The sequence below is a fragment of the Hydrogenophaga bisanensis genome (assembly GCF_042665135.1).
GTDB lineage: Bacteria > Pseudomonadota > Gammaproteobacteria > Burkholderiales > Burkholderiaceae_C > Hydrogenophaga > Hydrogenophaga bisanensis.
The window spans coordinates 36,160-49,074 of sequence record NZ_JBHTBX010000019.1; the positions used below are offsets into that span (position 1 = coordinate 36,160).

A 12,915-nucleotide genomic window follows, 5' to 3' on the forward strand; every position below is an offset into this window, starting at 1 on the left:
GCTGATCAGGGCTGCCTGAAGATCAGTGGCGCGATCTGGTCCACGTACCAGGTCACCGCGCTGATCGACAGGTGCCCGTAGTCGTAGCTCAGGGGTTGGCGCGACGACTCATTCACCCGGGTCAGGCATCCTTCGGCATTGCAGAAGTAGTCCAGCCCGGAAATGAATTCGATGCCCATGGCTTGTGCCTTTGCGCGCATCTGGGCAGTGATGTCGGGCAGCTTCGGGTCCAGTCCGTTGTGCAGTCGCAAGGGCGGTGGCTGCGAGTACGGCCCCTTGCGCCATTCCTCCAGCAGAATCTGTGGCAGTGGTCGCTGCCAGTAGGGCACCGCTCCGAGCAGGATGATGCGCGGCACGCCAGCCTTGCGCAGTTCTGAGATCGTCGCTTCCAGCGGACGCAGGTCATAGCGCGGGTGGTGCCACCACGCATACAACAGCACGATGTCCGGCCTGGATTGCCGGATCGCCCGGATGTTCGCCTCGTTCTGTTCCCGGCACATCGGTCTGGGGTTGATACCCAGGATGGGCGGGCAGATGGCGCCCGCGCGTTCACCGATGCCGAACTGGTAGCGGCCGCTGTCCTGCAAGGCCTTGAACCCCGGGTAGAGGGATGACACGTGCGAGTCTCCCCACAGGAACAGCAGAGGGCGTCGGTTCTTCTCGATGCAGAAATCCTTGTACGCCACCGGATCCACCCGGGGCTCCAGAATGCAGTCGTGATATCGCCAGCCTTCAGTAATGACGGCACTGCCACCGCGGGCGGTCATGTCGCGAATAATGGGTGGGAAGCGCTGTTCGAAACCATTCTGATGCCAAGTCCAGACGCCCAGCGCTCCCACACCAGCCATGCCCAGCAGCAGGATCGGCGTCACGCCACGCCAGCGCAACCGGCCGAAGCGGATGGGGATCTCGACCAGCACATAGGTCATTGCCGCCAGCAGGACACTGAGCAAGGCCATTGCCCATAGCGTTGACGGGGCGGCCTGCCCGCCGGCCTGCAGATTGGCAAAGCCCATCAAGGGCCAGTGCCAAAGATACAGCGGATAGCTGATCAGGCCGATCCACACCAGCGGTCGCCAGGCCAGCACCAACCGGTTGACCCAGGCCTGGGGGCCTGCGGCGATCAGCAGGGCCGCCCCCAGGGTCGGCAGCAGCGCCCAGCCGCCCGGAAACTTTCGCTCGGGATGGATCCGGTCCAGCGCCAGCCAGATCAGCAACAGCCCAAGGGTGGCCAGCACCTGCTGGCGCCATCGGCCGTGTGCCTCCACGGCGCCGGGCATGCGTGGCGGGATGCCGAGAACGCCCCGCCAGCCTGTCTGGTACACATGCATGGCGGCCAGCAGGGCGCCCACCATCAGCTCCCAGGACCGCCCCAGCGGGTGGTAGTACGCGGCCGTGGGGTCTTGCCGCACCAGCACCAGGTTGAACGCCCAGGAAGCGATCAGCAGGACCAGGATCCAGCGCAAGGCATTGGCACGCCAGCGATGCAGTGCCCACAGGGCCAGCGGCCATGCGATATAGAACTGCTCCTCAATGGCCAGGGACCAGAGGTGCAGCAGGTGCTTGACCGAGGACGCGTCGTCGAAGTACCCCGCCTCACGCCAGAACACCACGTTCGAGAGGAACAGGCTGGCTGCCAGCAGGTGCTTGCCCAGCGTCTTCAAATCCAATGGTGTCATCCACCACCAGCCCATCGCAAAGGTGGCCAGCAGCACCAGAATCAGGGCAGGGAAGATCCGGCGCACCCGGCGCGCGTAGAAGTCCCCAAAGCTGAAGCGCCCGTCGCGCAACTGCGTCAGGATGATCGAGGTGATCAGGTACCCGGAAATGACGAAGAAGATGTCGACGCCCACGAACCCGGCCCGGAACGCGTCGGGCATGGCGTGGTGTGCCACGACGGCGAGAACCGCAATGGCACGCAGGCCGTCAATGTCCGGCCGGTATTGGGGCAGCTGGCCTGGGTGGCTCAGGGGTTTGTTCACCACCTTGTGAGCCCCGGCAAGCCTCAGAGTTCAGTGTGCGTTCAGACGCCAGACCACGTAAGCCACGGCCATGCCGGTTAACACACCAGCGGCTATCTCCAGACGGCTGTGGCCCATTCGCTCACGCAGCGCCACATGCCCCGGCTCGCGGGACGCCAGCAGGTTGATGGCGGCCGCATGCTTGCCGACCTGACGACGCAGGCTGTTGGCGTCCAGCATCACGATGAATGCCAGGGTGACGGCCACCCCAAAGGCCGGGTGACCGAGGCCCTCGCGCAAGGCAATCAAGGCCGCCATGCTGCTGACGATGCTGCTGTGATTGCTGGGCAGACCACCGTAACCAATGAGTCCGAAAGCCAGTCGCCCCGCCTTGAGGCTGTTGATGATGAACTTCAGAACCCCAGCCACCAGCCAGGCCACAAAGGGGGTCATCAGGTAAGACAGATCCATGGGGCTCATCCTTGAAGGGTCGGCCACAGTGCCCACAGACAGGCGCCTGTCCATGCCAGCACGGTAGCGATCAGAGGCCAGTCGGAAAGCAATGCATCGGTGGGAGATTCGCCCCCGTCCAGCTTCTCGACCACGTACCAGTAGCGGAACAGTCCGAACAGGACCACGGGAACGGTGATCACCAGTTCTGGCCGCGAGGACATGACGAACATGCTGTAGAACAGCAGTGCGCCCGTGGCCGACATCTCCGCGTAGCGATTGACCAGTGCGACGGTATAACGCTCCAGGACTTCGCGACCCTCTGCGCCGCTTTGACTCAGTTCCTGGCGACGCTTGACGGATGCGAGATACAGCGCCAGGCAAAGCGTGGTGACAAACATCCACGAAGACACGGGTACTGCCAAGGCCTGTGCGCCCGCATAGACGCGCAGTACGAACCCGATCGCGATCGTGAAAATATCCAGCACTGGCTGGTGCTTGAGCACAAAGCTGTAGGCCAGGTTCAGCACCACATAGGCCAGGATGACCAGAATGACACCCGGCTGCACGAACCAGCCCCAGACCAGCACGCCATAGAGCACCACAAGAAGGGCCAGGGCTGCGGGCACGGTGACAGTACCTGCTGCCAGCGGGCGCTTCCTGGACTTGGTGGGGTGTCGGCGATCCCGTTCGATGTCCTTGAGGTCGTTGACCGTGTAGGTCGCTGATGAGGCCACACAAAACAGGAGCATGGCCAGCAAAGCCTGTCCGACCGATGCCGGATCGGCAAAGGCCCCTGAGAAGAGCAGGGGCGCCAGCACGAAGGCGTTTTTGATCCACTGCCGTGGCCTCATCAGCTTGATGAGACCTGCCATCTGGCCCAGGCCGGTGCGGGGGGGCAGGGTATCATGCATGCCGTTTGTCAGGTGATCCGTAAACCCAAGATTCTGCACGATGAAGATTGCGCTGCTCTATGCGCTGCTGGCGGCGGTGGCCACGGTGGCCAACATCGGTTCGCAGGACGTGGTGGTGCGGTTGTACGACGGGCCTCTGCACCTGATGGCCTCGGTGGTGGTAGGCACGGGCGTGGGCCTGGTCGTCAAGTACGTGCTCGACAAGCGCTACATCTTCCGTTTCCAGGCCCGCGACGTGGCGCACGACAGCCGCACCTTCGCGCTCTATACCGTGATGGGCCTGCTGACCACCGTGATTTTCTGGGGCTTCGAGTTCGGTTTTCACTGGCTGTACGGCACCGACGAAATGCGTTACATGGGCGGTGTCATCGGTCTGGCGATCGGCTATGTGACCAAGTACCACCTCGACAAGCGCTATGTGTTCAAGGCGGAGGCTGCATGAGGCCGGTGCAGTCCTGGGGCCGCCTGAGCGCTGACCTGCATGAGGTGGTGCGGTTGGAACACCCGTCGACCGTGCTCTCGCAAGTGAAGGCCTGTCCGAGCGGGCTGGCGTTCGGCAACGGGCGAAGCTATGGTGATGTGGGCCTGAACCCGGGCGGCGTACTTTGGACGACCACGGGGCTGGATCACCTGATCGCCTGGGATGCCGCCAATGGCCGATTGCAGTGCGAAGCCGGTGTGCTGCTGCGCGACATCCAGCGCGTGCTGGTGCCGCAAGGCTGGATGCTGCCGGTGACCCCGGGCACACAGTTGATCACCGTGGGTGGCGCGATTGCCAATGATGTGCATGGCAAGAACCACCACGCGCTGGGCAGCTTCGGCGACCACGTGCGCCGCCTTTGGCTGGTGCGAACGGACGGTCAGCTTATTGAATGCGGCCCCGATCTTCAGCCCGACTGGTTCGCTGCCACGGTGGGTGGCATGGGGTTGACTGGCGTGGTCGTGAAGGTTGAATTGCAGCTGCGGCGGGTGACCGGCCCCTGGATGGACACCGACACCCTGCCTTATGGCAGCCTGGACGAGTTCTTTTCGCTGGCAGACAACAGCGAGGCGGGCTGGGAGCACACCGTCTCGTGGATTGATTGCCTGGCGGGTGAAGCCGCGCGCGGCATCTTCATGCGCGCCAACCTGTCACAGGCGGGCATCGGGCCGAAGCCCAGAGGCGGCAGGAGGCGAATGCCCTTCACCCCGCCGCTGTCGCTGGTCAACCGTCTGTCGCTGCGGCCCTTCAACTGGGCCTATTACCACCTCAAGCGCCAAGGTGCGGGCAGGGCGCTGGCCCACTACGAACCGTTCAACTACCCGCTGGACAACCTGCTGGAGTGGAACCGGATGTATGGACCCCGGGGGTTCTACCAGTACCAGAGCGTGGTACCTCGCACCGTCGGTCCTGACGCGACGAAAGCGATGCTGCGCGAAATTGCTCGCAGCGGCGAAGGCTCCTTCCTGGCGGTTCTCAAGACCTTTGGCGACCGCCCTTCGACGGGCTTGCTTGGTTTTCCGCGCGCGGGCGTGACACTCGCACTGGATTTTCCTAACCGGGGCGAGCGCACCATGCGCCTCTTCGAACGACTGGATGCGGTCGTGCGGGAGGCGGGTGGGGCGCTCTACCCAGCCAAGGATGCGCGCATGCCGCGCGACATGTTTGAGGCCGGCTACCCTCGCCTGCCCGAGTTTTTGCCATTCCGCGACCCGGGCATCAGTTCGGCCATGTCGCGCCGTCTCATGGGAAGCTGATGTGACTGCCTTGACCCCCCTCCGCCCGCGCATCGTGATCGTTGGTGCCACCTCGGCCATGGCCGAGCATTGCGCCCGACTGTGGCTGCAGCAGGCGCCGGCTGAACTGGTGCTGCTCGGCCGTGATCAGGCACGCTTGCAACGCGTGGCCGCTGATCTGACCGTGCGCTCACCCCTGTCGTCCATCGAGGTGCAGGTGGCGGACTTCCTGGACGAAGCAGCCATCGACGCCACCGTGCAACAGCTGTGCGCCGTCCGCGTGCCTGACGTGGTGCTGATTGCCCACGGCACGCTGCCCGACCAGCAGGCTTGCCAGCAGGACCTGAAGGCCGCGCGCCAGGCGCTGGAGGTCAACGGCATCTCGCCGGTGCTGTTTGCCGAGGCCTTTGTCACACGCCTGCAGGCTGCGGGCCGGGGCACGCTGGTGATGATCGGATCGGTGGCCGGCGACCGGGGCCGCAAGTCCAACTACGTGTACGGCGCAGCCAAGGGGCTGGTCACGCGATACGCACAAGGCCTGCAACACCGTCTGGCCCGAAGCGGCGTGCAGGTGGTGCTGGTCAAGCCTGGCCCCACCGCAACCCCCATGACCGCCCACCTGGCGGGGCAGGGGCCTGCGCTTGCCCCTGTCGAAGACGTGGCCAAAGCCATCGTCAAAGGCACGGCCAGGGGCAAGTCGGTGATCTATGCGCCGGGCAAGTGGTGGCTCATCATGATGATCATCCGGCACCTGCCAGCGTTCGTGTTCAACCGGATGAATATCTGAGCGTCAGGCCGCAGCCACCATCGGGTCACCGCAGCGGTAACCCGACACAAGTTTGGCCAGCACATCTCGAATGGCCTCAATGTCCTGGCGGGACAAGGATTCATCCAGACGACCGAGTTCTACCTGCAGACACTCCCAAGTCAGGAACTCTTCTTTGGCCTGCATGATGCGCGGATGCTGCGTCGGCTTGGGGTCGTTGCCGATCAGAAGCTCTTCATAGAGCTTCTCGCCGGGCCGCAAGCCGGAAACCTCGATTTCGATATCGCCTTCGGGGTGGTGTTCGTCACGCACCGTCAGGCCAGACAATTCGATCATCCGCAGCGCAAGGTCATAAATACGCACCGGTTCGCCCATGTCCAGCACAAACACCTCGCCGCCTCGTGCCATGGCACCGGCCTGAATCACCAGTTGCGCCGCCTCGGGGATGGACATGAAGTAGCGGGTGATGTCCAGGTGGGTCAGGGTGATCGGACCACCGTCACGGATCTGCTGCCGGAACTTGGGCACGACCGAGCCTGACGAGCCGAGCACATTGCCAAACCGGACCATGGACAGGCGCGTGCGCGGGCCCTCGGCCGCCATGGCCTGCAGCACCATCTCGGCCAGACGTTTGCTCGCCCCCATGATATTGGTCGGTCTCACGGCCTTGTCCGTGCTGATCAGCACAAAGTCGGAAACACCGGCTTCGGTTGCCGCGCGTGCGGTGATCAGGGTGCCCAGCGTGTTGTTGCGGATGCCCTCGACCGGGTTGTGCTCCACCAATGGCACATGCTTGTAGGCCGCCGCGTGGTAAACGGTGTCTGGCCGCCATGAAAGCATGATCTCGCGCATGCGTTCCTCATCGCGCACCGACGCCAGCAATGGCACCAGCTCTACACCTGCAGCATCCTTCAGTCGCGCTTGCAGCTCTTCAGAAATCTGATAGAGCGCGTACTCGCTGAGCTCGACCATCACCAGTCGGATGGGCTGCAAAGCCAGAATCTGGCGACACAGTTCGCCACCGATGGAACCTCCTGCGCCTGTTACCAGCACCACCTTCCCGGTGATGTTCTTGCCCAACAGAATGTGGTTGGGGCTGACGGGTTCCCGGCCCAGCAGATCGTCAATGTCCAGTTCGCGCAGGTCTGACAGACTGACCCGGCCTTGGGCAATCTCGCTCACGCTGGGCAGCGTTCTGACCTGGACGTGGGCCGCCTGGATGCGGGTGATGATTTCGTTGCGCCGTTGGCGGCTGGCGGACGGAATGGCCAGCAGCACGGTGTTGATGCCAAGGGTCCTCACCAGATCTGGCAGGTCTTCGGGGCTGTAGATGGGCTGGGCATTGAGGACGTGGCCATGCAGCCGATCGTCATCGTCCAGAAACCCTACCACCCGCATTTCGTGACTATTGGACATGGCGCCGGCCAGCTGGCGCCCGGCGTTGCCTGCCCCATAGATGAGCACCTTGGGCAGGCTGGCCACCTGCAGTTGCCGCTGGTACAAGCCCCCCAGCCAGAATCGGGCCATCAGGCGCGATGCACCCACCAGCAGCAGCAACAGAATGGGCTGGATCAGGCCGATGGTCCTGGGTACGCCGGTGACCCCGATGGCCGTGAACACGGTGGCGTAGAGTACCCCGTAGATGGCCACGGCCTTGCAAACCGTCATCAGGGCGAACAGGCCTGAATAGCGGAATATAGCCCGGTACAGTCCATGAACGATGAACAGGGGTAGCGCAAAGGCCAGCGAAGCCAGGGCCGCGCTCCACGGCTGCCACATCGAGTCATCGAAGAAAGTGACCCATTCGCCCAGCCGTAGGTAGTAGGCCAGCCAGACGGTGAGCACGCATAGGGATGCGTCTACCCCGAGCACGACGATGCGCTTGGCGGCGCGCGGCATGCCCAGGATGGGCATGGCAAGGCGGTTGAGCATCAGCGGGCTCCTGTGATGCTGATCTAGTGCGAAACACCCGAGCGGCGCAACACACGCCACGCGGTCAGCGCCATGATCCGGAGATCGAACCAGAAAGACCGGCGCTGCAGGTACTGTGCATCGAATTCTACTTTCTGCGGGATCGGCAGCTCATCCCTTCCGTTGATCTGTGCCCAGCCCGTCAGTCCGGGCACCAAGGTGTGCACCCCACGTTCGGTGCGCAGCGCGATGAGGTCATCCTGGTTGTAGAGGGCAGGGCGGGGGCCGACGAAGCTCATGTCGCCCACCAGAATGCTCCACAACTGTGGCAGCTCATCCAGGCTGGTTTTCCGCAGAAACTTGCCCACCGGCGTGATGTACTGCTCCGGGTTCTGCAGCAGGTGGGTGGCCACGGCCGGTGTGTCCGTGCGCATGGACCGGAACTTGGGCATCCTGAAAATCTTGTTGTCACGCCCGACCCGGTTGCTCCAGTAGACCGCCGGTCCGGCGGATGTCAGCCGTATGGCCAGCGCAATCAGGGCAATGGGCAGCGCCAGCAGCAATGAAAGCATCAGCGCCAGCGACAGATCGAACAGCCGCTTCATGGGCGGATCCCCTTGTTGTGTCCAGCATTGCCGACCGCCAGCGCCAGTTCTTCATCCACCGTGTGGGGTGGATGCCAGTTCAGCAACTCACAGGTTCGGCTGATGTCCACCTGCAGAGAGCCGGTCAGCCGATCGATCTGTGCGCTGCGACCCGTAAGTTGCCCGGCCAGCTTCATCCACGCCACCGGCACCCGCCAAATCCGTGCGCGACAGCCCATCGCCTTGGCCAGCCGAAGCACCAGGTCAGGGGTGGACAGATCCTCGCCGTCCGACACCAGCAAGGTCTGGCCCGCGGCCTGGGTATCGGTGGTGCAGCGGCAGATCAGATCCACCAGGTTGCGCAGGCCCACCATGGAGCGGCGGTTGTTGATCAGCCCCAGCGGCAGGGGCCAGCCTGACCGCACCAGGCGGATCAGTGCCGCAAAGTTGGCACCGACCCCCTGGCCGTACACCAAGGGTGGACGGATTACCACCACTTCCAGACCGGTCTCTGCCGCCATGCGCCACAAACCCTGTTCCGCCGCCCATTTGGATTGACCATATGGGTCCTGAGGCGCGGGAGGGGTGTCGTGCCGGAACGGGTGCCCATGCAGGGTGCTTTCACCCAGCACCTTGACCGAGCTGATGAACACCAATCGTCGCACACCGGCCAGCGCCGCACAGCGCGCCAGCTGCAATGTACCGTCGGTGTTCACCCTCTGATAGGCCGAAGCTTGGGTGTCTGCGCCGTCACCCATCTGGTGCACATGCGCTGCGCAGTGAACCACGACATCCAGTCCCAGCAGGGCCTGTCGCCAGTCGGTATCTGGTCCGATCTCGCCCACCAACAGAGCCGATTCGTCAGGGTGTCCACCATGGCGCCGCCGAAGCAGTGGCCTGATGGCATGGTGTTGCTCCCGAAGGGCCGCACAGACAGCGCGCCCCACAAAACCGCTGGCGCCAGTGACTCCGACCGCCAAGGCCGTGCTCGCACTCATGGGGCAACCGGACGCTGTCAGGCCTTTTCCTTGCCGTGATTCCGGTCACGGGCTTCCAGCGACAGGGTGCGGATCTCCTCCAGCAGCTTTCGGTTGGCGGCCTGCAGGTCGGCGACAAAGGCGATCAGGATGGTGTGGAAGCCGATGATCAGGAGCGAACTGGCCAGAATCAGTGACTGGATGTGGCCTTCGTAGCCATGCTCATTGGTCAGCCACTTGTAGACAAAACGCAGGCCGATCAGGAAGCCGATGCCGAACAACGTGGCGCCGATCGACGCAAAGAACCGGAACGGCCGGTAGATGGCAAACACCCGGATGATGGTGACGATGCTGCGCCGGATATACGAGCTGATGCTCTTGACCAGACGCGACGGCCGCAGGTCGCCATTGACGCGGATCGGCACCGAGGTGATGGCCATCGCCTTCTGACCCGCCTGGATGATGGTCTCCAGCGTGTAGGTGTAGTCGCTGAATACCGTCAGGCGTTGCGCCGCCGCTCGGCTCATGGCGCGGAAACCGCTGGGCGCGTCCGGAATGTCGGTCTTGGACGCCACGCGCACCACCCAGCTGCCCAGTTTCTGCAGCAGCTTCTTGATCGGGCTGAAGTGCTCGATGGTCTCGATCGGTCGCGCACCCACCACGATGTCGGCCTTGCCATCCACAATGGGTTGGGTCAGGGCAGGGATGTCGCCAGCGTTGTACTGGTTGTCGGCGTCGGTGTTGACGATCACGTCCGCACCCGCATCCAGACAGGCCCGCAGGCCGTTCATGAAGCCACGTGCCAAACCCTGGTTGCGCGTGTGGCGCACCACATGGTCCACCCCATGGGCCAGCGCCACTTCCACCGTGTTGTCGGTGCTGCCGTCATCGATGATCAGCCATTCCACCTTGTCGAAGCCGGGCACTTGCCGAGGCAACTCAGCCAATGTGATGCCAAGCGTGGCTGCTTCGTTGTAGCAGGGGATCTGGATGATGAGCTTCAAGGTGTTCTCCGGTCGCTGTGGCTTCCATCGGCCCAAAGGCCTGAAGAAGGTAACCCTCTAGTTTAAAGGGTGTTCATGCTGGGGCCCGACGTTCCTGTGGGCGACTCTCAGATCACCCCGATGGTCTTCAACCGATCGGCGTACTGCCTGGCCACCGCCTCAATGCTGTGATGCGCTTTAATGTAGGCCTGTCCGCGAGCCGCCATGGCCGCCGTGCCTTCTGCATCCTCCAGGCAGCGCCGCATGGCGGACGCGGCCAGTTCTATGTCCGGGTCCATCCAGCATTGGCCTTCGTGGTCGGCATAGTCTCCCTTCCTCAAGGGAATCAAGGGGCCGTCCACCACATAGGCGGTGCCTTCATGGGCAAAGTCGACACTGCCCGAGTAGTTGGTGGAAATCACGGGCTTGCCCAGCAGCATGCACTCGGCCACCACACGGCCGAAGCCTTCAGAGCGGTGCAGCGACACAAACACGTCGGCGCAATCAAGCAGGGCCAACATGTCCTGGCGGCTCAGGAACTGGTCAATGATCACGATGCGATCATCCATACCGGCCAGGCGCATCAGTTCCTGATGCTCCGGCACCTCCGGGCGCGAGTTCATCATCTTCACGACCAATTGGACGCCGCGTTCGGACGCAGGAAAGGCCAGCTGGAAAGCACGCACGGCGGCCAGCGGGTTCTTACGCTGGTACCAGGCGTTGCAATCGAACACCGACAGGAACGTAAACGGCTGCTCCGGCAGCTGGAAGTGCGCTCGAGACCTGGGTTCAAAGCTGGGGATCTCTACCGCAGATGACATGTAGACCACCGGCTTGTCGGTGGCCTGGCTGAACATCACTTGCAAGAACCGAGTCTGCGCCCAGATCTCATCCGGCATGGCCATCAGACCTTGCCAGCGCTCTGGCCACTTGGGCAGCTCCCATTGCCAGCCGCAGATGTTGTAGCGCCCCGCCAGCACATCTGCCTGCTGCAAGAAGAACAGGCGTAGAGTGTCCACCGCCGGTAGCGTGATCAGGTTGAACCGATAGATTGGGGCGTCCTGCATGTGCCGATCGATCCAACCGTTTTGCCGGTGGGCCATGGTCAGGGGAATCGGTGGCTCATAGACGCACGGTGCAAGACCGGCATGTAGCAACGCTCGGGTTGCCATGCGGGCATCCTCACCCACACCGAACTGGCCAGTGGCAAACCCGACCACATTGATGCCGTTGTCAAGTCGGGTACCTATTGAAGGGGCAGCGACGGGTGGCTCGGTGTGCCGGACCACGGCTTTGTCTACAGCCTCAGTCAGCAAATGTCCTGCCTCAGCCCAGCAAGTCTCCATAACTTCCCGGTCTCCAGCGATGAGTTGGTCGCGAAGTTCTGGACGGTTACCATAAAGAGGTGCCAGCAGGCCAGCCAAGCGTGGCAAGCGCTTACGGGGAAACCAGCCCCAAGTGTGGCCTGGGGCCTTCAGGTAGGCAATTTCTTCTGGCGTGAACTGTAGAAACCGGTACTCTCGGCAGCCCAAGGTCAGGCGCCAATGCATCAAACGCAAGCGCCCTGACGCGGTTTCCACCTCATAGTCCTTCATGTCGTCGCGGACACGCAGCACTGCCAACAGGCCCTTGGTCAGAGGAAGCACCGCATCTTGCGTCACCCCCTCCGCTGGTTCGAACAGCGCAGAGGGAAACGCACCACCAGGCGGCCAGTCGATATCCGGGGCCTCATGCCGCAAAGGGTGGTCCCAATACACCATGCTGGCTATCACCCCATCTTTCGAATCGGTGTGAACTTGGCGCGAATCGGCCAGATCAGGCCACAAAGTGTTGAGTTGGGTGAGGAAGTAGGGGGCTTTGAGCCCTCCAGGCATGTTTACCTCGTGGTGTAGCCAAGTATTTGCGTTCATATCAAACAATGATACGTGGTCCTGCGACTTGGGCTGCTGCCGGTTACCTCCCCACCAGACTACCATCAGGTGACCTCAACTTATAGCAACCAGTCTTCACGATTCCAGCGGCGGTCCAGCGCATACTCGTCCGGATCGAGGCGCAGGGCACAAAAGCTTCACACAACGAGGTATCGAGCGCGCCAGCAGCATCCAGATGAGAAAATGTGCCGTTGGCTATAAAGAGAACAACACAGAGGGCTACATGCACGGAAATTCCAGAATCGATTTTGCCAACACTTTGCGCGGATTTGCGGCGCTCGCGGTCGTCATCTCACACTACTATGGCGTGTTTTGGACAAATCGCGCAGCAGTAGAGGCTATCGCAAACGCTCCGGCCCTTCCTTTAGAGACCCATGCGATACCGGATTACATATCGTGGCTCCATCTTTTTCCAATATTCAATTGGGGTGCTTTTGGTGTGGCGCTGTTCTTTATCATCAGCGGATTTGTTATTCCCTTTTCACTTCAGAAAATGAGCTGGATTGGCTTTTCAATTGGCCGGATTCTGAGAATAATGCCGACATATTTTGTTGGTTTTAGTGTCACCCTGCTGGCAATTTTGGTGAGCAGCCAGGGTAATCCCCCCGAAACGCATCGGGCTGAGAAGTAGATTCATGCGGTCATGGCCAACCGCTGTTTCGGGGTGATGCCGCCCAAGGCCATGTTTGGGCGTTCGTGGTTGTACATCCACATCCAGTTGG

12 protein-coding genes are annotated in these 12,915 nt (G+C 62.3%); 4 read left to right on the top strand and 8 right to left on the bottom strand.

Annotation, left to right across the window (positions count from 1 at the left end):
* Positions 1-5: 5 nt before the first annotated feature.
* Genes ACFQNJ_RS18440 through ACFQNJ_RS18450 form a run of 3 tightly spaced genes read right to left on the bottom strand, consistent with a single transcriptional unit; the run spans position 6 to position 3,325 of the window.
* Positions 6-1,982 (bottom strand): acyltransferase family protein, encoded by a 1,977-nt coding sequence (locus ACFQNJ_RS18440; protein WP_382260159.1) that lies wholly within the window; start codon positions 1,980-1,982, stop codon positions 6-8.
* Between the two features lie 30 nt (positions 1,983-2,012).
* Complete coding sequence (locus tag ACFQNJ_RS18445) at positions 2,013-2,432, bottom strand: divergent PAP2 family protein (protein WP_374642965.1); 420 nt, start codon at positions 2,430-2,432, stop codon at positions 2,013-2,015.
* A gap of 5 nt (positions 2,433-2,437) precedes the next feature.
* Entirely contained in the window at positions 2,438-3,325 is an 888-nt protein-coding gene (locus ACFQNJ_RS18450; RefSeq protein WP_382260161.1) for a decaprenyl-phosphate phosphoribosyltransferase, read from the bottom strand.
* A gap of 40 nt (positions 3,326-3,365) precedes the next feature.
* Here ACFQNJ_RS18450 and ACFQNJ_RS18455 point away from each other — a divergent pair, with 40 nt between their 5' ends.
* From ACFQNJ_RS18455 to ACFQNJ_RS18465, 3 genes are read left to right on the top strand one after another with little or no spacing between them, the layout of a single operon-like run.
* A complete protein-coding gene (locus ACFQNJ_RS18455; RefSeq protein WP_382260163.1) occupies positions 3,366-3,767 on the top strand; it encodes a GtrA family protein in 402 nt (133 codons plus the stop codon).
* Positions 3,764-5,062: an FAD-binding oxidoreductase gene (locus ACFQNJ_RS18460; protein ID WP_382260165.1), complete on the top strand. Its 1,299-nt coding sequence runs from the start codon at positions 3,764-3,766 to the stop codon at positions 5,060-5,062. The genes ACFQNJ_RS18455 and ACFQNJ_RS18460 overlap by 4 nt, the downstream gene beginning before the upstream one ends.
* Before the next feature lie 10 nt (positions 5,063-5,072).
* Positions 5,073-5,828: an SDR family NAD(P)-dependent oxidoreductase gene (locus ACFQNJ_RS18465; RefSeq protein ID WP_382260167.1), complete on the top strand. Its 756-nt coding sequence runs from the start codon at positions 5,073-5,075 to the stop codon at positions 5,826-5,828.
* A gap of 3 nt (positions 5,829-5,831) precedes the next feature.
* Here ACFQNJ_RS18465 and ACFQNJ_RS18470 read toward each other — a convergent pair whose 3' ends face one another.
* From ACFQNJ_RS18470 to ACFQNJ_RS18490, 5 genes are all read right to left on the bottom strand, one after another.
* Positions 5,832-7,739 (bottom strand): polysaccharide biosynthesis protein, encoded by a 1,908-nt coding sequence (locus ACFQNJ_RS18470; protein WP_382260169.1) that lies wholly within the window; start codon positions 7,737-7,739, stop codon positions 5,832-5,834.
* A 23-nt stretch (positions 7,740-7,762) separates the two neighbouring features.
* Positions 7,763-8,323 carry a sugar transferase gene (locus ACFQNJ_RS18475; RefSeq protein WP_382260171.1) on the bottom strand — a complete coding sequence of 187 codons (561 nt, stop codon included), beginning with the start codon at positions 8,321-8,323 and terminating at the stop codon, positions 7,763-7,765.
* Positions 8,320-9,300, bottom strand: a complete 981-nt coding sequence (locus tag ACFQNJ_RS18480; RefSeq protein WP_382260173.1) for a UDP-glucose 4-epimerase family protein — start codon at positions 9,298-9,300, stop codon at positions 8,320-8,322. Before ACFQNJ_RS18480 ends, ACFQNJ_RS18475 begins: the two co-directional genes overlap by 4 nt.
* A 17-nt stretch (positions 9,301-9,317) precedes the next feature.
* Entirely contained in the window at positions 9,318-10,283 is a 966-nt protein-coding gene (locus ACFQNJ_RS18485) for a glycosyltransferase family 2 protein (RefSeq protein ID WP_382260175.1), read from the bottom strand.
* A gap of 107 nt (positions 10,284-10,390) precedes the next feature.
* Positions 10,391-12,172 carry a glycosyltransferase family 4 protein gene (locus tag ACFQNJ_RS18490; protein ID WP_382260183.1) on the bottom strand — a complete coding sequence of 594 codons (1,782 nt, stop codon included), beginning with the start codon at positions 12,170-12,172 and terminating at the stop codon, positions 10,391-10,393.
* Positions 12,173-12,368: 196 nt separating this feature from the next.
* Between ACFQNJ_RS18490 and ACFQNJ_RS18495 the strand changes: the two genes are divergently transcribed.
* Entirely contained in the window at positions 12,369-12,824 is a 456-nt protein-coding gene (locus ACFQNJ_RS18495; protein ID WP_382260177.1) for an acyltransferase family protein, read from the top strand.
* Positions 12,825-12,915: the final 91 nt, after the last annotated feature.